21 protein-coding genes and 1 riboswitch are annotated in these 23,115 nt (G+C 68.9%); of the genes, 16 read left to right on the top strand and 5 right to left on the bottom strand.

The genetic code is table 11. The annotated features are described in order from the left end of the window. The first annotated feature begins 55 nt into the window (after positions 1–55). From ACZ50J_RS16975 to ACZ50J_RS16965, 3 genes are all read left to right on the top strand, one after another. Positions 56–511: a hypothetical protein gene (locus tag ACZ50J_RS16975; protein ID WP_464298332.1), complete on the top strand. Its 456-nt coding sequence runs from the start codon at positions 56–58 to the stop codon at positions 509–511. Next, a complete protein-coding gene (locus ACZ50J_RS16970) occupies positions 508–1,875 on the top strand; it encodes a hypothetical protein (protein ID WP_464298331.1) in 1,368 nt (455 codons plus the stop codon). The genes ACZ50J_RS16975 and ACZ50J_RS16970 overlap by 4 nt, the downstream gene beginning before the upstream one ends. 132 nt (positions 1,876–2,007) lie before the next feature. Next, positions 2,008–2,553 carry a hypothetical protein gene (locus ACZ50J_RS16965; RefSeq protein ID WP_464298330.1) on the top strand — a complete coding sequence of 182 codons (546 nt, stop codon included), beginning with the start codon at positions 2,008–2,010 and terminating at the stop codon, positions 2,551–2,553. Here ACZ50J_RS16965 and ACZ50J_RS16960 read toward each other — a convergent pair. The 3 genes from ACZ50J_RS16960 to ACZ50J_RS16950 all read right to left on the bottom strand — a co-directional run bounded on the left by ACZ50J_RS16960 (position 2,550) and on the right by ACZ50J_RS16950 (position 4,724). After that, a complete protein-coding gene (locus ACZ50J_RS16960; protein ID WP_464298329.1) occupies positions 2,550–3,632 on the bottom strand; it encodes a hypothetical protein in 1,083 nt (360 codons plus the stop codon). The genes ACZ50J_RS16965 and ACZ50J_RS16960 overlap by 4 nt on opposite strands. 64 nt (positions 3,633–3,696) lie before the next feature. Beyond that, positions 3,697–4,356, bottom strand: coding sequence for a prepilin peptidase (locus ACZ50J_RS16955; protein WP_464298328.1), 660 nt, complete (start codon positions 4,354–4,356; stop codon positions 3,697–3,699). Beyond that, on the bottom strand, positions 4,353–4,724 hold the full coding sequence (locus tag ACZ50J_RS16950) for a DUF192 domain-containing protein (protein ID WP_464298327.1): 372 nt from the start codon (positions 4,722–4,724) through the stop codon (positions 4,353–4,355). The genes ACZ50J_RS16955 and ACZ50J_RS16950 overlap by 4 nt, the downstream gene beginning before the upstream one ends. A 208-nt stretch (positions 4,725–4,932) precedes the next feature. Here ACZ50J_RS16950 and ACZ50J_RS16945 point away from each other — a divergent pair, with 208 nt between their 5' ends. From ACZ50J_RS16945 to purH, 3 genes are all read left to right on the top strand, one after another. After that, positions 4,933–6,153: a cell division protein PerM gene (locus tag ACZ50J_RS16945; RefSeq protein WP_464298326.1), complete on the top strand. Its 1,221-nt coding sequence runs from the start codon at positions 4,933–4,935 to the stop codon at positions 6,151–6,153. 27 nt (positions 6,154–6,180) lie between these two features. Then, on the top strand, positions 6,181–6,798 hold the full coding sequence (purN, locus tag ACZ50J_RS16940; RefSeq protein ID WP_464298325.1) for a phosphoribosylglycinamide formyltransferase: 618 nt from the start codon (positions 6,181–6,183) through the stop codon (positions 6,796–6,798). Between the two features lies 1 nt (position 6,799). Continuing rightward, positions 6,800–6,876: riboswitch (ZMP/ZTP riboswitch) on the top strand. A gap of 29 nt (positions 6,877–6,905) precedes the next feature. Further along, complete coding sequence (gene purH, locus ACZ50J_RS16935; RefSeq protein ID WP_464298324.1) at positions 6,906–8,513, top strand: bifunctional phosphoribosylaminoimidazolecarboxamide formyltransferase/IMP cyclohydrolase; 1,608 nt, start codon at positions 6,906–6,908, stop codon at positions 8,511–8,513. A 68-nt stretch (positions 8,514–8,581) separates the two neighbouring features. Here purH and ACZ50J_RS16930 read toward each other — a convergent pair whose 3' ends face one another. Further along, the gene (locus tag ACZ50J_RS16930) at positions 8,582–9,007 is read right to left on the bottom strand and encodes a cyclic nucleotide-binding domain-containing protein (RefSeq protein WP_464298323.1); all 426 of its coding nucleotides are present in this window, start codon (positions 9,005–9,007) and stop codon (positions 8,582–8,584) included. Positions 9,008–9,243: 236 nt separating this feature from the next. Between ACZ50J_RS16930 and ACZ50J_RS16925 the strand changes: the two genes are divergently transcribed. From ACZ50J_RS16925 to ACZ50J_RS16905, 5 genes are all read left to right on the top strand, one after another. Further along, the gene (locus ACZ50J_RS16925; protein WP_464298322.1) at positions 9,244–12,312 is read left to right on the top strand and encodes an adenylate/guanylate cyclase domain-containing protein; all 3,069 of its coding nucleotides are present in this window, start codon (positions 9,244–9,246) and stop codon (positions 12,310–12,312) included. A gap of 182 nt (positions 12,313–12,494) precedes the next feature. Next, on the top strand, positions 12,495–15,608 hold the full coding sequence (locus ACZ50J_RS16920) for an adenylate/guanylate cyclase domain-containing protein (RefSeq protein WP_464298321.1): 3,114 nt from the start codon (positions 12,495–12,497) through the stop codon (positions 15,606–15,608). A 50-nt stretch (positions 15,609–15,658) separates the two neighbouring features. Continuing rightward, positions 15,659–16,063, top strand: a complete 405-nt coding sequence (locus tag ACZ50J_RS16915) for a YjbQ family protein (protein WP_464298320.1) — start codon at positions 15,659–15,661, stop codon at positions 16,061–16,063. Positions 16,064–16,111: 48 nt separating this feature from the next. Beyond that, positions 16,112–16,972, top strand: coding sequence for a bifunctional methylenetetrahydrofolate dehydrogenase/methenyltetrahydrofolate cyclohydrolase (locus ACZ50J_RS16910; RefSeq protein ID WP_464301366.1), 861 nt, complete (start codon positions 16,112–16,114; stop codon positions 16,970–16,972). Beyond that, positions 16,969–17,244, top strand: a complete 276-nt coding sequence (locus tag ACZ50J_RS16905; RefSeq protein ID WP_464298319.1) for a DUF3017 domain-containing protein — start codon at positions 16,969–16,971, stop codon at positions 17,242–17,244. Before ACZ50J_RS16910 ends, ACZ50J_RS16905 begins: the two co-directional genes overlap by 4 nt. A 74-nt stretch (positions 17,245–17,318) precedes the next feature. Here ACZ50J_RS16905 and ACZ50J_RS16900 read toward each other — a convergent pair whose 3' ends face one another. Then, positions 17,319–18,305 carry a malate dehydrogenase gene (locus tag ACZ50J_RS16900; RefSeq protein WP_464298318.1) on the bottom strand — a complete coding sequence of 329 codons (987 nt, stop codon included), beginning with the start codon at positions 18,303–18,305 and terminating at the stop codon, positions 17,319–17,321. A 173-nt stretch (positions 18,306–18,478) separates the two neighbouring features. On the opposite strand from ACZ50J_RS16900, the gene ACZ50J_RS16895 reads away from it, so the two are divergent. The 5 genes from ACZ50J_RS16895 to ACZ50J_RS16875 all read left to right on the top strand — a co-directional run bounded on the left by ACZ50J_RS16895 (position 18,479) and on the right by ACZ50J_RS16875 (position 23,108). After that, complete coding sequence (locus ACZ50J_RS16895) at positions 18,479–19,696, top strand: NADP-dependent isocitrate dehydrogenase (RefSeq protein WP_464298317.1); 1,218 nt, start codon at positions 18,479–18,481, stop codon at positions 19,694–19,696. Between the two features lie 236 nt (positions 19,697–19,932). Further along, positions 19,933–20,568 carry a hypothetical protein gene (locus ACZ50J_RS16890; protein WP_464298316.1) on the top strand — a complete coding sequence of 212 codons (636 nt, stop codon included), beginning with the start codon at positions 19,933–19,935 and terminating at the stop codon, positions 20,566–20,568. An 8-nt stretch (positions 20,569–20,576) separates the two neighbouring features. Next, the gene (locus ACZ50J_RS16885) at positions 20,577–21,389 is read left to right on the top strand and encodes a S24/S26 family peptidase (protein WP_464298315.1); all 813 of its coding nucleotides are present in this window, start codon (positions 20,577–20,579) and stop codon (positions 21,387–21,389) included. Next, entirely contained in the window at positions 21,386–22,270 is an 885-nt protein-coding gene (locus ACZ50J_RS16880) for a LamG-like jellyroll fold domain-containing protein (RefSeq protein ID WP_464298314.1), read from the top strand. The genes ACZ50J_RS16885 and ACZ50J_RS16880 overlap by 4 nt, the downstream gene beginning before the upstream one ends. Positions 22,271–22,307: 37 nt before the next feature. Further along, on the top strand, positions 22,308–23,108 hold the full coding sequence (locus tag ACZ50J_RS16875) for an HAD-IIA family hydrolase (protein ID WP_464298313.1): 801 nt from the start codon (positions 22,308–22,310) through the stop codon (positions 23,106–23,108). The last annotated feature ends 7 nt before the right edge of the window (positions 23,109–23,115 follow it).

Here is a 23,115-nt window from a genome sequence, read left to right as displayed (position 1 = left end):
AAGCATTGCTGGGGTGGCCGGCACAGGTGATCGGCCGCTCGTGGAGGAGATGACGATGGACATTCAGGTGGGGACGGCGTGGCGAGCCGCGGTGATCACCGCTCTCGGCGGAACCGTGGCGGCGGTCGCCGGCGCGCTGATGGTCGGCGCCGGGAACGACATCGAGCGGGGATACGCGATGCGGGCTGTCGTGTTCACCGTCGTGGTGGTGGCGACCGTGGTCATCCTGGCCGGCCGCAGTGTGCGGCTCGGCCAGCGTCATACATTCGCCGGGTCCGTCGTCGTCGGCTCGGCGGTCGGTTTCGTCGCCGATCCGGCGACCTGGGAAGGGCGGGCGTACGTCGCCCAGACCGTGCTCGGCGCAGGTCCAGCGGCAGCAGTCGTCGACGTGCTCCTGCTGCTGGTGCTCACCGGTGTGCTGACCGTGACACTCGGTGCGCGCCTGGTTCGCCCGGAGAGCCACCGTTCCCTCCGCGAGAACAGCTACGTGAGTGAGGGGTCCGGATCATGATGTGCCGGAAGGGAATTCGCAACGAGCGCGGTCAGGCCACGCTCGAGACCACCGGCATGCTCGCGCTGGCCGCCCTGCTCGTCCTTGCGCTGGTCGCCTCGATGACCACCGGCGCACCGGCCCTGGCCAGTCAGGCCCGCGCCGCGATCTGCAAGGTCGTCACGCTCGGTCAGGGCAGCTGTCACGCGAGCAGCCCCGAGGCGATCACCCACATCCCCAAGGATCCGTGCGTCGTCAGCTCGCAGGCTGCCGACGCCAAGGTGTCGGTGAGCTTCGTGGTGACCGGCAGTGAGGGGCAGAAGTACCAGGTCGACCAGATGAGCGACGGCACCTACCGCATCACCAACGCGACCAGCGGCGGTGCCTCGGTCGGTGTCGGTGTCGGGTTCGACGTGACCGGGACCTGGGACGGCGACAAGTACGGCGCGAGCGCGAATGCCAATGCGCACATCGGACTCGAGTTCACCCAGGGCAAGGTCTACACGGCGCACTCCGCGGCGGAGCTCAAGAACGTCATGGGTGCGCTGCTGCAGAGCAACATGGAGGACCACATCGTCGGGACCGGACCGATCCGTTGGGTCGCCGACCATGCCCTCGACGTGACCGGGCTGAAGAAGAACCTGCCCGATCCGACCTCGGAGTTCATCGAGGGCGGCATCGAGGGTGGCGCGGCCGCGAACGTCACGGCTGTCGCCGACGGCGCCGCAGCCAAGGTCAGCGTCGCCGAGGGACTGGGCTACCAGAAGAACAGCGACGGCTCGACGGTTGCGTACTACCAGGCCGAAGTGAAGGGTTCGGCGCAGGCCGAGATGCTGTATGGCGACGACGCGCCGAAGCAGGCGAAGGCGACCGCTGACGGCAAGGCCAAGCTGCTGACCCAGGTCACCCGGGACAAGAACGGCAAGGTCACCGGTGTCACGGTCAAGACCGTCCTGGCCGGCAACGCCAACGCGACCGGTGACGGCTACGCCGGGGGAGACCCCGACGCCTCCGGCTATCAGGAGACGACGATGACGCTGCCGATCAAGAACGCCCACGACGCGACCGTGGCCAACGAGTTCCTGTTGTCGCAGGGCCTGGCGCTCGGTGGATCGATGATCTTCCCGCCGGCCGGCGTTGCCGGTGCTGCGGCCAGTGTCCCGGCGACCCTGCAGTTCGCGGACGCTGCGCGTGATCACGGGTACGTGACCAAGCAGGACTTCAAGCAGGACAGCCACAGCTACGGTGCGGACTTCGACGCGAAGCTGCTGGCCGAGGTCGGCGGATCCGTCGAGGTCAATACGAACAACCTGACCGCGACCGGCGGACAGTACTGGGACGGCACCCAATTCGTGGACTGGCCGGGTTGTGGCGGCGCGTCCTGATCGACGCATCATGGTGCGGTCGGCAGCCTCGGTGCTGTCGGCCGCACCGCCGCATGACCGGCGGGGTGCGTGAACTTGCACGGCATGAACGACGCGACATGAACGACGCGACATGAACGAAAGGGAGACACGGTGACCGGACGCGCGAGTCGTCTGCTGGGGTCGGTGTGGTGGCTGTTCGCGATCGCGACGATCTTCTTCGTCGTGCTCTGCGGTGTGGGCGTATGGCGCCTGGTCGCGACGGCCCCGTCATACACCGACGTTGCCGATGTGACGTCGTTCCGGACCCCCTCGTCGGCCGACCGGCCGACGCTGCACCTGCTGCTACCGGACGACGTCGCCGGCCCGTTGGCGGCGAACCAGTTCCAGTGTCGCTCCGCATCCGGACAGCGTTGGCAGGGCTCGCTGTTGGACAACGCGTCCGCGACACGACACGGCACCCACTGGTCGAGTGTCCTGGAGTTGCCGAAGGGCTGGCGCACGGGGGACCGCATCACCTGCTCGGGCGCCTCCGGTCCGGCGTTGCTGGCCGCCGAGGACAGGCGACCGGCGTTGATCATGACCGGCGTCGCGGCGCTGGGCGCACTGCTCGCCGCCGGTTTCACCGTCGCGGGACTGATGCTGCGACGGCGGCGTCGCCGGACCGCGCCCTGGGCCGGACCGGGCCAGTACGGCTAGCCCTCGTCGTCGGAGAGCCAGGGGTTCTCCGACAACTCGGCCGGTGACGTCGCGGAAGCGGCCGCCTTCGGGCGGTGTCGTGGCAGTTGGAACGCCCGTTTCGGTGCGGGTGCAGGTGCCGACTCGGGCGCGGGGGCCGGCTCGGGCGCAGGTGCCGGCTCGGGTGCAGGTGCTGGCTCGGGCGCGGAGACGGGCTCCGGCATTTCCGGCTCGGCTGGCGCGGCCGCCACCGACGGTGCAACCGGTGCGGCCGGTGCCAGCCCGGGGACGTTCACGGTCAGCCAACGGTCCAGTCGCGGCGGGGTGAGATGACAGAAGGCGCACTGGCCCCAGATCGGATCACCGCAGGTCGGGCAGTGCCCGTCCGGCTGCGCCAGCCGGAGGGCGGCCGGTTCGGGGCTGACGACATACTCGACGGCCCGCTCGACGCCCCATCGCGGCGCGAGCCGGTGCGCGGCGCCGACCACCTCCGCCTGCTGTGTCCCGTATGCCGCCCGCAGCGCGTCGCTCACCCGGCGCGTCGGTGCGGTGCTGGTCCGGAGCAACCGGGCGCCGTCGACGCCGCCCACAGCGGGCTCGGGCCGACGGCGTACCGCGAGGGACGGATGCAGGGTCACGAAGTAGCCGGGCGAGAACGGCAACCACGAGGACAGATGCTGGCCGAACGATGGGCTCGGCGACTCGAGCTTGCCGACGCGCTTGAGCCAGGTGCCGGCATACGAGGCGGCGACGTGCGCGCGCACGGCGGCGATGAACTCGGCACGGTGCCCGAACCGTGGCGCGCAGTCCCGGACCGCCGCCTGGATTCCGGTGACGTGTGTGCTGAGGGTGACGACGGCGACCCGCGGACTGTGCTCGGGCAGCAGTTCGTCGAGCTGGGTGCCGCGGCCGATGCGTGGATTGCGCTCCAGTTGCGGCACGAACAGGATCGCGTCGCCGACCGGACCGTGGCTGCGGAAGAGTTCGTTCGCCCAGGTCGGAGTGGCCGGGTCCACGACCGCGATCATCGGCGACTCCGTGGTCGGGCCGGCTCCGCCTCGCGCGATGACCCCAAGAATGGGTGCGGACTGCTGGTTCATCTCTCCCTCTCGCGGGCAGTGCTCACGGGCCGCCTGGGTGAACCCCGGGCCCGGTTGGTCGCACCTATGACGCGAGAAGTGCGATCACGGTGCCACCGATCATGAACGGACCGAAGGCGATGTAGGTCTGGCGGGTCGCGCGACGCGCCACCAACAGCCCGGCGGCCCACAGGCCACCGAGGATGAAGCCGAGCAGCGTTGCGCTCAGCACGCTGGACCAGGAGAACCAGCCGAGCAGCACGCCCAGCCCGACGGCGAGCTTGACGTCACCGAGTCCGAGGCCGGCGCCACCCCGGGACACCAGCAACAGCACGAGGTATGCCGCGCCCAGCGCGACACCGGCCAGGATCGCCCGCAGCAGGGCGAACCAGTGCCCGGTCGATGCACTCGAGATCGCGGCGATGACGACCGCGAGCGGCACGAGCGGGAAGGTCAGGAAGTTCGGCAGCCGGTGGACGTCGAGGTCGATCGCGGTCAGTGCGGCGAGCACCGGCAGGCTGCAGCAGTAGGCGAGTGCGACACCGGCGTTGTGCGACGCGGCGAGGGCATGCCCGACGACGAGGGCGACGAGCGGCAGCGCGACCAGCAGCCACACGTGCTGCCGTGGTGGCGTGTCGAGTTCGTCCTCGAGGCGGTGCTCGGCCGTGCGCAGCCGGCGCCACACCAGGACGCCGACCGGTATGGCGGCACAGCAGGCGATGACGCCGGCGACCCACGGGTTCACGCGTGGTCCGACCGGTCCACCGACAGCTGGTCACCCGGCTGCACGCCCCAGGCGGACAGCGCGCCGGCGGCTGCCTCGACCGTGACCGCGGCGCGCAGCCGGGGTCGCGTCATACCGACCCAGGGGCGCAGCGTCGCGACGCGCAGCACCGTCCCGGCCTTGTCGAGGACCGCCACGTCGATCGGGTAGCGCATGCCGACCATGTGCACCGACGGGCAGCGGGTGAGCCAGAGTGCACCGGCGACCTCGTCGGTGCCGAGCAGGCCCTTGCGGCGACTGCGCGCGTTGTCCGCGACGGCGCAGGCACCGACCGGCACCCCGTTGCGCATTAGCCGGTGCGGGCCCGGCCCGAATGTCCTGATCCCCATGGCTTTCCCCTCTTCCGGCGCCACGGTGGGCGCGGACCGAGATTAACCGCCGGCCGGCGTCCGTGGGTGGGTCTGTAGGCCCGACCTGGGCCCGATCTGGGCTCGACCCGGGTGTGACCGGAACCACCGCGCCACCCGGTGTGGATCTGCCGGCCACCGGCGAGTCGGCAGGACGCGGGCCGTCGCGGCGGCGACCATGACTAGCGACATGAGCCTTCTTGATCGCGTTCGCACCAACCTGCCGTCGTCCCTCGCCTCGTCGGACGGACCGCGGGACTGGCGTCAGCTGTCCATCGCGGCCGGGTACGGCGCGGTCGGAGCGGTCACGCTCGGGCTGGTGCTGATCGTTCCGGTCATGGTCGCCTGGGCCGCGGACACGCAGAGCACCACGTCGTGGACCGACGCGTTGACCTTCGCCGGGGACGGCTGGGCGCTGGCCCATCGCGGTCACGTGTCGGTCGCCGTCGGTGCGGCCCACTCGGTGACCTTCGCGCCCCTGATGCTCACCGCGCTCGCGGTGGTTCTGGCCCGGATGGCGGCGAAGGCGATGCTGACCCACCTGTCCGATCGCTCGGGTGCGTGGTGGGAAGGCCCTGCGGCATACCTCGTCGGGTATGTCGTGACCGGCCTGCTGATCACCGGCCTCTCGCTCTCCGGCCCGGCCCATCCGAACCTGCTGACCGTCTTCCCGGGTGCGTTGGTGGTCGGATTCGCGGGGTGCGCGTGGGCGCTGCTGCGCAGCGAGGACCCGCTCGCGGAACACGCGAAGACCTTTGTCGATCAACGCATCTCGTTGTCCACCCGTCGCGCGCTGCGGCCGGCCACAGAGGGTGCGCTGGGTTACCTCGGCATCGGCCTCGTGCTCGTCCTCGTGCTGCTGGTGACGCACGCGTCCGCGATCGGCGACCTGAACGGTCAGCTGCAGCCCGGGCTCCTCGGCGGTGTCGTGCTCTGGGTCGGGCAGCTCGCGGCACTGCCCAATCTGCTGGTCTGGTCGGCCGGGTGGACCACCGGCGCGTCGATGCACATCGGCGCCGTCAGCGTCGGCAGCACGTCGGTCCACGGCGGCCTGCTGCCGATGATCCCGGTGCTCGGTGCGGTCCCCGGCGCCGGTGCGCTGCCGACCGGCACGAGCCTCGCTCCGCTGATCCCCGTGCTCCTCGGCGCCTTCGTCGGCTATCGGTCGCTGGGCAAGCTGACCACCTATGCCTCGTTGAAGACCAAGGCGGTCACGGCCGCACAGGCCGCCGGTATGACGGCAGCCATCGTCCTGCTGCTCAGCTGGCTGTCGACCGCCGGGGTGAGTGGCGGGTCGCTCGACTACATCGGGCCGTCCCTGCTGATCGTGCCGCTGCTGGTGGTCGAGCTGCTGCTGGGCGCCCTGCTCGCCACGCTCTTCCTGCACTGGAAGCGCGCGCTGCGTCGCTGAGTCGGCCGGTGCGCTAGCGTGCGGGCCGTGGTCGACACCCAGCCCGTACCCGTCGTCGTACTCGTCTCCGGCTCCGGCACCCTCCTGCAGGCATTGCTCGACGCCGCGCAGGATCCCGCGTACGGCGTGCGGATCGCCGCCGTCGGCGCCGATCGCCCGGACATCGAGGGTCTGGCGCGGGCGGAACGCGCCGGCGTGCCGACGTTCGTCTGCCGGGTCAAGGACCATGCCGATCGCGCCGCGTGGGACGCGGCCCTGACCGAGCAGGTTGCGGCATACGAACCGGCGCTGGTCGTCTCCGCCGGCTTCCTGAAACTCGTGGGGGAGCGCTTCCTGGAGTCGTTCGGTGGCCGCTACCTCAACAGTCACAATGCGTTGCTGCCGAGCTTTCCCGGCATACACGGCCCGCGCGACGCGCTGGAGTATGGCGTGAAGGTAGCCGGCGCAACGCTTTTCGTCGTGGATGCCGGTGTCGACACGGGTGCGATCGTGGCCCAGTGCGTGGTGCCCGTCGAGGGCGACGACACGGTGGAGAGCCTGACCGATCGGATCAAGGACGCCGAACGCCCGCAGCTTGTCGAGTGGGTGGGCCGGATGGCGCGGGACGGCTTCACCGTCGACGGGCGTCGCGTGCGCGTCGGATAGAATCGCCACACACGACTGGCGCAGGTGGGTAACCACCAGGGAGTGGAGTCGCGTGCATCGATCGCCTGGGTGCACGTCAGTACTGCCAACCCTCCCGAAGGAGAGTCATGTCTCAGGAACAGGGCCGACGTCCCATCAAGCGCGCACTCGTCTCGGTCTACGACAAGACGGGCCTGGAAGATCTGGCCCGCGGCCTGCACGACGCCGGCGTCGAACTCATCTCGACCGGTGGCTCCGCCGCCCTCATCGAGCAGGCCGGCATCCCGGTGACCAAGGTCGAGGACCTCACCGGCTTCCCCGAGTGCCTCGACGGCCGGGTCAAGACGCTGCACCCGAGGGTGCACGCCGGCATCCTCGCCGACACCCGGATCCCCGAACACCTCTCGCAACTGGACGAATTGGGCGTTGCACCGTTCGAACTCGTGGTGTCCAACCTCTACCCGTTCCGCGCCACCGTCGCCTCCGGTGCCACCCCGGACGAGTGCATCGAGCAGATCGACATCGGCGGGCCGTCCATGGTCCGCGCCGCCGCCAAGAACCACCCGAGCGTTGCGATCGTGACGTCGCCCGCGTCATACGCCGCGACGCTCGAGGCCGTCGCCGCCGGCGGCTTCACGCTGGAGGAACGAAAGCTGCTGGCAGCACAGGCTTTCCAGCACACGGCCGACTACGACAACACCGTCGCCAACTGGATGAGCAACGTGTATGTCGACACCAGCGACGGCACCGGCTTCCCCAACTGGTCCGGTGCGACCTTCGACAAGGCCCAGGACCTGCGGTATGGCGAGAACCCCCACCAGGGTGCCGCGCTCTACCGGCACTGGCGCGCCGGTGTCGCCTCCGCCGAGCAGCTCTTCGGCAAGGCGATGTCCTACAACAACTACGTGGACACCGATGCCGCCGTGCGCGCGGCATACGACCACGGCGACCAGCCGACCGTCGCCGTGATCAAGCACGCGAATCCCTGTGGCATCGCTGTGGGTTCGGACATCGCCGATGCGCACCGCAAGGCGCACGCGTGCGACCCGATGTCGGCGTTCGGCGGCGTCATCGCGACCAACCGGCCGGTGACCGTCGAGATGGCCGAGACGGTGAAGGACATCTTCACCGAGGTCGTCATCGCGCCCGACTTCGAGCCGGGCGTCGTCGACATCCTCAGCAAGCGCAAGGCGATCCGGCTGTTGAAGCTGCCGGCAGAAGCCGCCCAGCACCGTGACCCGGTCGAGATCCGCCCGATCAGCGGCGGCATGCTGATGCAACGCATCGACAAGGTCGACGCGGTCGTGCGGGACGAGGACGGCAACGTGACCGGTGGGGACGACGCGGCCAACTGGCGGCTGGTGTCGGGCGAACCCGCCGACGCGGCCGCACTCGACGACCTGCAGTTCGCCTGGCGCGCCATTCGTGCGGTGAAGTCCAACGCGATCCTGCTCGCCTCCGGCGGTGCATCCGTCGGCGTCGGCATGGGTCAGGTCAACCGGGTCGACTCCTGCCACCTCGCGGTCAACCGGGCCGGCGAGGAGCGCGCCCGCGGTTCCGTTGCGGCCTCCGACGCGTTCTTCCCGTTCCCCGACGGGCTGCAGGTGCTCATCGACGCGGGCGTGCGAGCTGTTGTTGCCCCGGGCGGTTCGATGAGGGATCAGGCCGTCATCGACGCGGCGAAGGACGCCGGCATCACCCTGTACTTCACCGGCACCCGGCATTTCGCACACTGAAAAGAAGGAGGGCGGGAGCAAGCTCCCGCCCTCCTTCTTTTCAGTGTCTGTGTTCTTGGGCGCCGTTCCTACTTGTGCGCTGCCGCCTCGACCTTGCGCAGGCGCGCGACCAGCGTCTTCAACAGGGCGGCGGCGATGTCGCCGTCGCCGCGGACCAACGGCATGAAGGCCATGGGGGAGAGCGCGAAGGTCTCGACACCCTCGGGTCCGGCCGTGATCGTCGCCGAGCGTGCGGCCCCGTCGATCATGGACAACTCGCCGACGTAGTCGCCGACACCGATCTGGCCGCGCTCCTCGCCGCCGACGACAACGCTGGCGGAGCCCTGCAGGACGACTCGCAGACCGCTGTCCTTCGCTCCCTCGGTGATCACGTGGGACCCGGGACCGCTGCGGAAGGTCGACCCGCTCTCGGCGATCTGCGAGATCGCGGCCGGGCTGAGCCCCGCGAACAGGTCGATGCCCGCGAGGATCTGCTTCAACTGGGCGCTTGCCATGAAATGAACCCCTTGAAAAGAGAACGATGTAGTTAATTCGATGTCGGCACAGGAAGCTTGGGATGCGTTGGCGGTTGTAGGGAGCTTGCGACTCGCAACGCCGACGCAGAACAAGCCTCGATGCACACCCGTGCGGTAACCGAGCCAACTTAGCAGCGCGGCGCAGGCTGCGCCGGGCAGATTCGCCGACCGATACGTTTCCGGAATTCGTCGGTGCCGCGAGGTAGGTTCGCACCGTGACGACGTGTGCTCGCTGTGGTGCGGAGCTGACCGCCGGGGCGCGGTTCTGCTCGTCCTGCGGCGCTGCCGCGGCCCAGGGCGCACTGCAGGCGCCGGTGCGTAAGCACGTGGTCATCCTCTTCTGCGACATCGTCGGTTCCACGACCCTGGGCGAGTTTGCCGACCCGGAGGCGCTGCGGGAACGACTCGGCCGCTATTTCCAGGCCGTGTCGAAGGTCATCTGGGAGCACGGCGGCACGGTCGAGAAGTTCATCGGCGACGCGGTCATGGCGGTCTTCGGTGTCCCGAGCTCGCGGGAGGACGACGCGATCCGGGCGGTTCGCTCGGCGAGCGCCATACACGAGGCGGTTGCGGAGTTGTCCGCGCGCAGCCAGCAGGAGATCGGCAAGGAGCTGCACGTCCGGATCGGCGTCAACTCCGGCGAGGTGTTCGTGGCGCACCAGCCGGACGGGCAGTTCTCGGTCACCGGCGATGCCGTGAACACCGCACAGCGTCTGGAGGCCGCCGCCGGCACCGACGAGACCTATGTCGGTGACACGGTCGCCGAGCTGGTCCGGGACGAGATCGTGCTGGACGAGGTCGGCGAGATCCTGCACAAGGGCCGCAGCACACCGCAGCGCGTCTATCAGGTCGCCGCCGACCAGAACCGCGTGCTCGCCGTCCGCGAGCCGGCGTTCGTCGGGCGCGAGGTCGAACTCGCTGACCTGGCGACCCTCGCCGATCGGTCCGCCGCCCGCCGGCAGGGCTGGTTGCTGACCTACGTCGGTGATGCCGGCATCGGCAAGTCACGGCTGGTGCGGCAGTTCGTCACCGGCCGGGAGCGGCTGCGGGTGGTGGTCGGCGGCTGTGACGCGATGAGCACCGGCGCCTTCGCGCCGCTCTCCGGCTGGCTGAGCAACCTCGCCGACGACTGGCAGGCGTATGTCGCGGAGCTGCTCGCGGGCGACGCGACGCCCGTGCTGCAACGACTGCGATCAGCAGTCGGTATGTCGGACGCGCAGACCTCGACCGAGGACGTCGTATGGGCGGTGCACGCAGTCCTCGCCGCGATGTGCGAGTCGTCTCCGGTGGCGTCCGTGTGGGACGACCTGCACTGGGGGACCACGGCGCAACTGGACTTCATCGGCAAACTGGCTGCGGCGAGCCGAGCGCTTCCGGTGCTCACCATCTGCCTGGCCCGCCCCGAGCTGTTCGACGTCGCCGCAGACTGGGGCGGCGGCCGCAAGGCGCGGGTCGAGGACGTCGAGCCACTCGACTACAACGAGATGCTGGCCGTGGCCGCGGAGCGGATCGCGTTGCAGGGCGGCGACGTCGCGATCACGGCCGAGGACCTCGTCCAGCGTGCCGACGGCAACCCGCAGGTCGTGCAGTTGCTCGCGCAATCGGCGGCCGCGGGCGGCGCTCTGCCGGCCTCGGTCACCCAGCTCTACGAGTCCGCGCTCGATCGGCTGAACGCCGACGAGCGCTCGATGGTCGAGGCCGCGGCCGTCTACGGGCGTCGTTTCCCGGCCGCTCCGGTCGGTGCCGTCGCGGAGGTCTCGGATCCCGTGGCGGTCCTCGATCGGTTGCGGGAGCGCAACGTGCTCGAGGTCGCGGGCGACAGCGACTACCGCTTCGCGCAGACCGTCTTCATGCAAACCGCCTACCGCACGATGTCCAAACGCACTCGTATCTCACGACATTCGGCTCTGGCGGACTGGGTGGCCGAGCATCGTGACGAGTTGCGGACCGACGCGGTCGCACTCATCGCGTCGCACCGCAAACGCGCGTTCGACCTGTTGGAGGAGATCGAGGGTTCGCCCGCCGAGCGCACCGCACTACGCGGTATGGCGGTCGACGCGGCGCTCGAATCGCTGCTGGCGATGGAGCTGCGCGGCGACCCCGGCCTGCCGGACGGGATCGATCGGCTGCTCGACGTCACGCCGGTGGGCGACGCCCGGCACTTCGAGGCCGCCCACGCGGCCTGGTACCTGCGCAACCGGGTCGAGCCGGAGCGCTGGTTCGGGTGGCTGGATCGTCTCGACGTCGCGATGGCGGACGATCCGATCTGGCAGTCGATGCGGCGGGCACCGCGCAACCTGGCCGCCACCCGCACCGGGGACGTGAGCCTGGAGCAGACCCGCGCCGAGACGCGGCAGATGCTGGACCGGTTCGGCGACGCGGCCGACCCCCTCGCCGTCGACATCGTGTCCAACCTGCTGGCGCAGGCCGAGGCCGATCTCGGCAATTACGCCGCCTGCCACCGGATCTGCGTCGCCGGGATCGTCCGCGCGCAGCGCGCCAACCGGACCTACATCGAGCGCATGTGGCGCAGCTTCGACATACAGGCCGCCTACATCGGAACCACGCCGCTGCCCGAGGTGATCGCCGACGCACGCACCCTGCAGGGCATGGTGTCCGGGCAACGACAGCTCTGGCGGACCACCACGTCGGTGCTCGCGGGCGCGCTGGCCGGCACCGGCGATCTCGACGGGGCGCGGACCCAATGGGCCGCGGTGCAGGCCGCCCATGCGGATGAGTCGGTTGTCGAGCGCACGTTCGACCTGCAGCACTACCCGCAACTGTTGCTCGCCGAGGGCCGTCCGTCGGACTCGGCGCGTTTCACCTCGGAGCTGGCGGCCGGTGCCGGTATGCCGAGCTTCGCCGCGAATCTGCTCGGCGGCGCGGCGCGGGACGCGATCTTCGCGGGCGACCTCGCCTTCGCGGTGGACTGCTGCCGCAAGCTCGTCATGGTCGAGCTGCCGTCCACCATGGCGTTCCTCGAGGACGCCAACGCCGCCTTCATGATCGCGGTGCAGTGTGCGTTGCGCGGAGACCGGGTCGGCGCGCTGCACCAGATCGAGTTGAATGCCCGCATCGAGCGACCCGAGGAGAACCCGCTCGACGCCGCCTTCCTGCACGCGATGACGGCCATCATCGAGCAACTGCTCGGGGACGGGTCTGCATCGCGCGCCGCCGCGGACCGCGCCCGCGACATACTGACCGAGAAGGGCGTGACGGCTCTGGTGCCGCAGGTCGACACCTGGGTGGGCAACGCCGACCAGCTGCGCGCGACCGCAGCTTGAGCTCGTTTACGCCTTCGACCGGAAGGGCGCGGTCGCGCTGCGCGACCAGGTCGACGGCTGGGTCGGCAACGCCGACATACTGCGTGGGAGTCGATGAGCCGGGCGCCTGGTCTCGATACACCCTCCCCCGCTGCGCTCCGCCGGGCACTCGACCCGCCTGGGGTCTGGAAGAATGACCGATCGTGATCACCTGTTGGCGTTGCGGATTCGAGTCGCCGGTCGGGACGAAGTTCTGCCCGAACTGCGGTGCGGCTCTGGCGCAGGGCGGCCTGCAGGCGCCGGTGCGCAAGCACGTGGTCATCCTCTTCGTCGACATCGTCGGCTCGACCAGCCTCGGGGAGTCGCTGGATCCGGAAGCACTGCGGGCCAGCCTGTCCCGCTACTTCGACGCGATCTCGCGGGTGGTCTGGAAGTACGGCGGGACGGTCGAGAAGTTCATCGGTGACGCCGTCATGGCGGTATTCGGTGTGCCGGCGACTCGCGAGGACGACGCGCTGCGAGCCGTGTCGGCCGCCACCGACATACACCTGGCGATGCGTGAGCTGTCCAAGCGCATGCAGGCTCGGCTCGGTCAGCGCCTGCGGGTCCGTGTCGGCATCAACTCCGGCGAGGTCTTCGTGACCCACCAGCCGGACGGGCAGTTCTCGGTGACCGGTGACGCCGTCAACGTCGCCGCCCGACTGGAGGCGGCGGCCGGGCCGGACGAGACCTATGTCGGGGACACCGTCGCCGCGCTGGTCGGTTCCGAGGTGGCGCTGGATTTCGTCGGGCCGATCACCCACCGCGGCAAGACCGAGCCGCAGGACGTCTACAAGGTCGTCGACCGTGACGGGCGCTCCGGGGAGATCCGCCGCACCCCGTTCGTCGGGCGCGAGGTCGAACTGCGCGACCTGGACGCGATCGCGGACCGCTCCCGACGGCTCGGCCAGGGCTGGTTCGTCACGTATGTCGGTGAGCCGGGCATCGGCAAGAACCGCATGGTCGCGCACTTGGTGGAGGAGCGTGACGGGCTGCGCGTACTGCGCGGCACGGCGCAACCGCTCGGCACCGACGGCAACTACGGCCCACTCAACAAGCTGCTGTCGAGCATCGGTGAGGACTGGACCGAGACCGTCACCAAGATGTTCGACGAGCGCACCGCCACGGCGATCATCCGCCGGCTCGAGTCGGCGACCGCACGCTCGGAGGAGTCCACCTCCACCGACGACATCGTCTGGGCGGTCCGCAAGGTGCTGTCGCGACTCGCACTCGGCGGCCCGATCGCGGTGTGGTGGAAGGACATTCACTGGGCGAGTGAGCCGATGCTCGACCTGATCGAGCAACTGGTCGAGCCGTTGTTGACCTACCCGGTCGTGACCATCTGCACCACACGTCCCGAGCTGTTCGAGCATCGTCCGATGTGGGGCGGTGGCCAACAGTCCCGGGTCGAGCCGGTCGACCCGCTGAGCGCCGACGAGTTGCGCGAGATGGCCGCCGACCGGATGTCCGAACTCGAAACAGCCGCAGCCGAATCCGGTCGTTCGGTCGAGGTCACGCTGGACGCGCTGATCCGCCGCAGCGACGGCAACCCGCAGGTCTTCGAGGTGCTGGTCGACTCCATGTGCGACGGGGAAGAGCTGCCCGTCTCCGTGCACACCCTCTTCGAGGCAACGCTCGACCGATTGACCCCGATGGAGCGGGCCTTCTGCGAGGTCGGGTCGATCCTCGGGCGGGAGTTCTACGCCGAGGCGGTCGGCCCGGTGCGCACCGCGCACCCGGACCCGGAGGACGACGGCAACGATGTGGCGCACCGGTTGCGTCAGCTGAACATCCTGGAACTCGGCGACCAGGACAACTCCGGGTTCACTCGCTACCAATTCGCCCAGTCGATGCTGATGGAGACCGCCTACCGGACCCAGGCGCGCCAGGTCCGCTCGGAACGGCACCTGCGGGCGGCGGACTGGATCGCCGCGCACGCCGAGGAACTCGAAGGCTCGCAGCGGCGCGCGATCGCCGAGCACGTGCGTCAGGCGTATGCCGAGATCTCCGTCGTGTCGTCCGACACCGCGCTGATCGAGAGCGTGCGGGACCGCGCGGCGCAGGCATCGTTCGACGCCGCCGAGGAACTGGACCTGCGCGGCGAGCCGGGCGCGCGGGCCGCATACCTCGACCTCGTCCCGCTGTATGCCGACGGCGATCCGCGGTTGCACGACGTCGCACACCGGGCCTTCATGCGTTCCGACCACATGGACTTCCACGAGGTCGAAGAGGTCGTGCAGCGGTTCGACAAGAAGCTCGACGAGGCGCCCGCCTGGCTGGTGCACCGGGAGGGGATGCTGCTGGCCGGACGGCTGCAGACCGCTGCGACGCTACCGTTGGAGGGCATCGCCGTCGCGACCGAACTCATAGGTGCGGCAGGAGATTTCGACATACCGTCGGTGCATCTGGACGTCGGGTGGGCGCGGGTGATCGCCTACGGTCTCGCCGGTCGTATGACGGAAGGGCTCGGCGAGGTCAGTCGTCTCACCGCGCTCGCCGAACAGCTCGAGGACCGTCCGGTGCGCCGCCGGCTCACCAACGCCCGCGTCGAATACGGCATGTGGAGCGACGAATCGGTCAGCCTGGTGCTGGAGGACGTCGACCAGGCGATCGCGGCGGGCGCGGCGCAGCACGACCGTGTCCTGGCGCTGCTGCCGCTGCGGGTGTGGCTGCGTGCGATGCAGGGTGACCGGGCCGGTGCGACCGCCGACTGGGAACGCGTCGAGGAACTGTCCAGCGGCCCGGACTATCTGGCGCGCGAGACCGACCGGTGGGCGATGGCGCTCTACAGCTTCGGCGACCCCGGCGCTGCGGCCGACGTGTTGCAGGAGGCGCTGCCACGGCTGGCCCCGATCGCGCAGCTCGACAACAGCATGTGGATCACCCGGATGCTGCTGCGCACCGGGGACCTGGATGCCGCGCTCGATGCGTTCGACGGCGATCCGGAGGCGCCCACGCTCGAGGACGACGGCTACGCACCCGGGCTGCGCGAGTCCGTCGCCGCCCAGTTGCTCGCGGCGACAGGCAATTCCGAGCTCGCCGTGCAGCGAGTGCAGCAGGCGAGGGAGGCGACGGCCGGTATGTCGATGCCGATCACGCTCGCCGAGCAGGCCGTCGACGAGGGGGTGGCGCTGCTGCTGGTGGGCGATCGGACCGCCGCCGATGCTGCCGCGGACCGAGCGCGAAAGGCCTATCAGCGCAAGGGAACCCAGATCATGGCCGATCACGTCGACGACTGGTTGAGTGCTGCCGAGAAACTCAGCAAGCGGGTCGAGTAGCTCGTGAGGCACGAGCGAGCGTATCGAGACCATGGACGAGGAGAAGACTGGTGCGCACCGAGACACGGCAATTCCACACGGGCACAACGGAAGTGGTGCTCGACATCACTGCCGAGTGCTCCGACTTCGCAGCCGCCGGACCCGACGGCCTGCTGCACGTCTTCGTCCCGCACGCGACCGCCGGGATCGCGATCATCGAGACCGGTGCGGGCAGCGACGACGATCTGCTCGCGGCGCTCGGTGATCTGTTGCCCGCGGACGAGCGGTGGCGGCACGCGCACGGCAGCCGCGGTCACGGACGGTCGCATGTGATGCCGGCGCTCATCCCGCCATACGCGACGGTGCCGGTGGTCGACGGACGGCTCGCGCTCGGCACCTGGCAGAGCATCTGCCTGGTCGATCTGAACGTCGACAACCCGGATCGCTCGGTGCGGTTCTCGCTGATCCCCGGCTGACCGACGGGGTCCGACGGTCGCGGAGCGCAGCGTGAAAAGATGCCTGACGTGACGGCGACTCTCCTGGACGGCAAGGCAACCCTCGCGACGATCAAGAACGAGCTGCGCGCCCGTGTGGCGGCACTGGCCGAGCGCGGCATCGTGCCCGGGCTCGGCACTGTCCTGGTGGGCGACGACCCCGCCTCGCAGTGGTATGTCGGCGCCAAGCACAAGGACTGCGCCAGCATCGGGATCACCTCGATCCGGCGAGACCTGCCCGCGACAACCACGCAGGCGGAGGCCGAGGCGGTCATCGACGAGTTGAACGCCGACCCGGCGTGCACCGGCTTCCTGGTGCAGCAGCCGACCGGACTCGATGAATTCGCTCTACTGTCAAGGGTTTCCCCGGAGAAGGACGTCGACGGACTGCACCCGGTGAACCTCGGCAAACTGGTGCTGGGCGAGAACGGCCCGTTGCCCTGCACTCCGATCGGGGTCATCGAACTGCTGCGTCGGTATGACGTGAACCTGAACGGCGCAGAGGTGGTCGTGGTCGGCCGCGGCCTGACCGTCGGCAGGCCGCTCGGGCTGCTGCTGACCCGGCGTTCGGAGAATGCGACCACCACGCTGTGTCACACCGGCACGCGGGACCTGGCCGCACACACACGGACGGCAGACGTCATCATCGCCGCCGCCGGCGTGCCCGGCCTGATCACCGCCGACATGGTCAAGCCCGGTGCCGCCGTGCTCGACGTCGGTGTCTCGCGAGTCGACGGCAAGATCGCCGGTGACGTGGCGGCGGATGTCGCCGAGGTCGCAGGTCACCTGACACCCAACCCCGGCGGCGTCGGCCCGATGACCCGCGCGATGCTGCTGACCAACGTGGTGGCCGCAGCCGAACGGCAGGCAGAGCTCGCGGAGCGGGCGTGAACAAATTCCGGCTCGGTCCGCTCTGGTGGTTCGTGATCATCGGCAGCGTCGCCGGTCTGATCGTGCTGTCGACCGGTCCGGTCCGCGGTGGCGGCTACCTGCTGGCGGCGGTGCTCGCCGTCGCCGGCCTGGCGCGGCTCGTGCTGCCCGAGCGACTGCTGGGCGCGTTCGTCGTACGCTCCCGGGGTGTGGATGGCGCCGCGTTCCTCATCCTGGCGATCGCGGTGGGATTCCTCTTCAGCATTGTGAAGCTCACCCCGCTCGCCGGCTGAGCGCAGCCCCGACATACGAAACGGGCGCCGGTCGAGATGACCGGCGCCCGCTTTCGTTGTCAGCGAACGGAACCTCAGATGAGGCCGAGTTCCTTGACGGTGTCGCGCTCGCCCTCGAGCTCCTTGACGGATGCGTCGATGCGGCTGCGGGAGAAGTCGTCGATCTCCAGGCCCTGGACGATGCTCCACTTGCCGTCGGCGACGGTCACCGGGAACGAGCTGATGATGCCCTCGGCGACCCCGTAGGAGCCGTCGGACGGCACCGACATCGAGACCCAGGCGCCGTTCGTGCCCAGCTGCCAGTCACGGGCGTGGTCGATCGTCGCGGAGGCTGCCGAGGCAGCCGACGACGCGCCACGGGCGTCGATGATCGCGGCGCCGCGCTTGGCGACGGTCGGGATGTAGGTGTTCTCGAGCCAGTCCTGGTCGTTGATCGCCTCGGCCGCGGACTTGCCACCGACCTGCGCGTGGAAGAGGTCGGGGTACTGCGTCGCGGAGTGGTTGCCCCAGATCGACATCTGCGAGATGTCGGTCGTCTTGACGCCGAGCTTGGCGGCCAACTGGGCCAGTGCACGGTTGTGGTCCAGACGAGTGAGCGCGGTGAAGCGCTCGTTCGGGATGTCGGGCGCGTTGTTCATCGCGATGAGCGCGTTGGTGTTGGCCGGGTTTCCGGTGACGGTGACCTTGATGTCGTCGGCCGCGACCTCGTTGAGGGCCTTGCCCTGCGGGCCGAAGATGCCGCCGTTGTCCTTGAGCAGGTCGCCGCGCTCCATGCCCGGCCCGCGCGGCTTGGCGCCGACGAGCAGTGCGTGGTTGACACCGTCGAAGACCTTCTTCGCGTCATCGCCGATCTGGACGCCGGCCAGCAGCGGGAACGCGCTGTCGTCCAGCTCCATGACGACGCCCTCGAGCGCCTTGAGTGCCGGAGTGACCTCCAGCAGACGGAGTTCGACCGGGGTGTCCGGGCCGAAGAGGTCACCTGCTGCGATACGGAAAAGCAGGCTGTAACCGATGTTGCCGGCGGCGCCGGTGACGGCGACCTTGACGGGCGAAGCGCTCACGAGAACTCCCTATTGCAGGATGAATGATGTTTCCCGTATGACGCTAGCAGCGCCCGGGAGAGGCCTGGCACCGAGGTCTTGTCGCACTGCGGATAGCCTGGTATGGCGCGACAGCGCCACGACCACCCGGTTCGATCAGCCGGCACCATCCCAGCAAGGAGCCAGAAACAGGCATGGAGAAGATCAAGGTCAAGAACCCGATCGTCGAACTCGACGGTGACGAGATGACGCGCATCATCTGGCAGTTCATCAAGGACCGGCTGATCCACCCCTACCTCGACGTCGACCTGAAGTACTTCGACCTCGGCATCGAGAGCCGCGACGCCACCGACGATCAGATCACGATCGACGCGGCGAACGCGATCAAGGAGTACGGCGTCGGCGTCAAGTGCGCGACAATCACGCCGGACGAGGCGCGGGTCGAGGAGTTCGGCCTCAAGGAGATGTGGAAGAGCCCGAACGGCACGATCCGGAACATCCTCGGCGGTGTCATCTTCCGCGAGCCGATCATCATCTCGAACGTCCCGCGCCTGGTGCCGGGCTGGACCAAGCCGATCATAATCGGCCGTCACGCGCACGCCGACCAGTACAAGTCGCAGAACTTCAAGGTCCCCGGCGCGGGCAAGGTGACCATCACCTACACGCCCGCCGACGGCGGCGAGCCCGAGGTGCACGAGGTCGCGGAGTACGGCGAGGACGGCGGCGTCGCGATGGGCATGTACAACTTCAACAAGTCCATCGAGGACTTCGCCCGCGCGTCGCTCAACTATGCGCTGCAGCGCAAGGTGCCCTGCTACCTGTCGACCAAGAACACCATCCTCAAGGCGTATGACGGCCAGTTCAAGGACATCTTCGCCCGCATCTACGAGGACGAGTTCAAGGAGCAGTACGAAGCCGCCGGAATCAGCTACGAGCACCGGTTGATCGATGACATGGTCGCCGCCGCGATGAAGTGGGAGGGCGGCTACGTCTGGGCGTGCAAGAACTACGACGGTGACGTCCAATCCGACACTGTCGCACAGGGATTCGGCTCGCTGGGTCTGATGACCTCGGTGCTGATGACCCCGGACGGCAAGACGGTCGAGGCCGAGGCCGCGCACGGCACGGTCACCCGGCACTACCGCCAGCACCAGCAGGGCAAGGCGACGTCGACCAACCCGATCGCCTCGATCTTCGCCTGGACGCGCGGCATCGCGCACCGCGGCAAGATCGACGGCACCCCGGAGGTCACCCAGTTCGCCGAGACTCTCGAGCGGGTCTGCATCGAGACCGTCGAGGGCGGTCAGATGACCAAGGACCTCGCGCTGCTGATCAGCAAGGACCAGCCGTTCCTCACCACCGAGGAGTTCCTGGCCGCGCTGGACGAGAACCTCCAGAAGGCCATGGCCTGAGTCGAATCGGGTCGTTTGCCACGACTCACGCGCCACGAAACAGCGCCTGTCACGAACTCGTTCGTGACAGGCGCTGTTTCGTCGGAGCACAAGGTTGTTGCGCAGGGTCCTGATTTTTGCAATAAATGTGGTGGGAGGAGGTGATGCGTTGGTTCATGCGCGGTCACCTCTTGCCTGGGCCCGCGGGTGGATCAGAGCACAGCTCGTTCCGTAGACACACCGCCTGAGGAGCCCTGATGTCCTTCCGCTCTCGTTTGTCCAACGCCCCGATCGCGCCCACCGTCGTCATCGCCGGGGTGCTCGGCACCACCGCACTCGCACTGGCCACCACTGGCACCCTGTCGGCGTTCGCCGCATCCATCCAGAACACCGTCAACACGACCACGACCGGCTCTCTGGTGCTGCAGGAGCAGAACTCCGACGGCTCGGTCACCTGCCTGAGCACCGACGGCAATACAACGAATGCCGCCACCTGCGCGACCATCAACAAGTACGGCGGGCAGTCACTGCTCCCCGGCGGTTCGAGCACGACGACCGTGAAGCTGACCAACCAGGGCACCGTCACGCCGAAGACCTTCACGTTGACAGCCGCCGGTTGCACGCAGAGCGGCACGCCACCGCAGGGTGTTCCTGCGCCCACGGACTTCTGCTCGAAGGTCAGCCTCAACGTCTATGCGGCGGCGACAGCGACCGGGACACCGATCTACACCGGCTCCCTGGACAACTTCACGACCACTCCACAGACCTTGACGGCACTGGCACCGAAGGCGACGCAGGCCTACACGTTCGTCGTGTCCCTGCCGGCCTCCCTCGGCAACGGTTACCAGGGACTGACCGCCTCGCAGCCCATGACCTGGGCCATGTCGTCCTGAGATCGCCTGTGAACCGACGGGCCGTGCTGGTCGGTGTTGCCGTCCTGCTCGGTGCGCTGCTACTCGCCGCCGCCGTATGGCGGGGTACCGGCGGGCGCTGGATGACGATCGAGACGGCGTCCATGGGTGAGGCTGCACCGGTGGGCACCCTCGTGCTGACCCGGCCGACGACGGCGGGTGCCCTGCACGCCGGCGACATCGTGTCCTTCCGCACGCCCACCGGGGCGACCTACACCCACCGCGTCGTGCGGGTGAAGCACGGCGTCGTCCGGACCAAGGGCGACGTCAACGGCACCGTCGATCCCTATCGCACGACCGACGACGACCTGGTCGGAAAGGTCGTCGCCCGTTGGTGGCCCATCGGATTCGTGCTGCGAGCCCTGCCATATCTGCTCGTCCTGTCGGCACTCGGCTGGTTCTTGACCGGTCGGCTGCGCCGCGGTCCGGTTCGTACGGCGCTGCGGCTGCTCGGTGCGTCGTTGCTGATCGCGGGGATCGCGGTGATTCAGCATCCGCTGGTCGGCGTGCAGGTCGCATCCGCTCGCCATGAAGACGGCGTGACCACGGCGAATGTCGTGTCCACCGGAGTCTTCCCGATCGCGGTGCATGCCACGGGTGGCGCGGACGCCCACCTGTCCGCCGGCGAGCTGGGAACGGTCGAGGGGCGTCATCTCGATGCGCACCAACGACTGCCGCTGCACGCTGCACCGCATCTGAGGGGTTGGTGGCTGGTCGCCGTCATACTCGTCTGTGCTGCGCCCCTCATTGCCGCGTTGTGGCTCGGACGAAGGGCTCGGGTGGCGGGCGGGGCGCCGGTATGACGAAGCGGCCCGCCGCGACGGTGGTGGTCCTGGCCGCTGTGGTTGCCGCGGTGCTCGTGCTGTGGGACGGCAGATCCTTCTCGGCATTCTCGGGATCGATCACCAACAACAGCAACAGTGTTCGCTCTGCGTTGTGGACCTGCCAGGCAGCCGAATCGGCGGACGCTCCCGTCCGGATGTATTCGCTCGCAAGCACCGGTGGCGGCACCAACCAGGGCAGTGCGGGCGCCGGCACCAATGCCACGTTCATCGGCAGTGTGCTCGGCAGCGGGTTCCAGACCGGTGGTGGCTGCCTCCGGGATCCGCTCAGCTACTACACCGCGTCGCCCGGGCTGCTGGGTCTCGCCGCTCGGTGGGTCAGCACGGCCGGCACGACCGGCCTCACCGGGACGAGCATCGTGAGTCAGGAGGTGTGGTTCCAGACAAGCGTGAAGGGTGGTCAGCTGGTGGGGTTCGGCGACAGCGACGGCGGGCTGCTGGGCACCAGCACGTCGTCGAACACCGCGCTGCAGGTCTTCGTCACGGACACGGGGCGACTCGACTTCGCGACCGGCTCGGGAGCAGCCAAGGACGAACTCCTCACGTCGGCCGGCACCAACTACGCCGACGGCGGCTGGCATCAAGTGGTGGCGGTCTACAACGGCGGGACGAAGCAGTTGTATGTCGACGGCCAGCTCCGCAGCTCCGACACGGCCACGGGTCAGGCATTGGCCGCCGCGTACTGGCGCATCGGATACGACACCCTCGCGGGTTGGCAACAGAAGTCGGCCGGCAACTACTTCCAGGGTGGTGTGCAGTGGGCCGCGCTCTACCGGTCGGCGCTCTCCGCTGCTGCGGTCAGCGCTCACTACCGTGCCGGCGCGGCCCTGTCGGCCGGGTAGGGACCACTCCCGGACGACGACCCGCAATACTGACGGCATGACCGAGCGCAAAGAGGTCCGGACGTGGCTGACCGACATGGACGGTGTCCTGGTGCACGAGGAGCGCGCCATACCTGGCGCCGCGGAGTTCCTGGGCCGGTTGCAGGCGCTGGGACTGCGCTTCCTGGTGCTCACGAACAACTCGATCTACACGCCGCGTGACCTGCGAGCACGCTTGCACGCCAGCGGGATCGACATCCCGGAGGCGGCGATCTGGACGTCCGCCCTCGCCACCGCGCAGTTCCTGGACGACCAGCGACCCAACGGATCCGCCTACGTGCTCGGCGAATCGGGGCTGACGACGGCGCTGCACGACATCGGTTACATCATGACTTCGCGGGATCCGGACTACGTGGTGCTGGGGGAGACCCGCACCTATTCGTTCGAAGCCATCACTCGTGCCATCCGACTGGTCGCCGGCGGCGCCCGCTTCATCGCCACGAACCCCGACCCGAGCGGACCGTCGCCGGACGGACTGATGCCCGCGACCGGGGCGATCGCCGCGCTCATCACCAGGGCCACCGGCGTCGAGCCCTACTACGTCGGCAAGCCGAACCCGCTGATGATGCGCAGTGCGCTCAACCGCATCGAGGCCCACTCCGAGACCACCGTCATGATCGGTGACCGGATGGACACGGACGTGGTCAGTGGGCTCGAGGCCGGCCTGCGGACGATCCTGGTGCTCACCGGCTCCACGACGCAGGAGCAGGTCGCCCGGCATCCGTTCGTACCCACCCGCGTCGTCGAGTCCATCGCCGACGTCGTTCCACTGGTCGACGAGTTCGCTCCGCAGAGCTGAACCTCGC

This window comes from Flexivirga sp. G2 (assembly GCF_055397625.1).
Note: the sequence above shows the minus strand (reverse complement) of the source record. Positions and strands in the feature narration are given on the sequence as shown.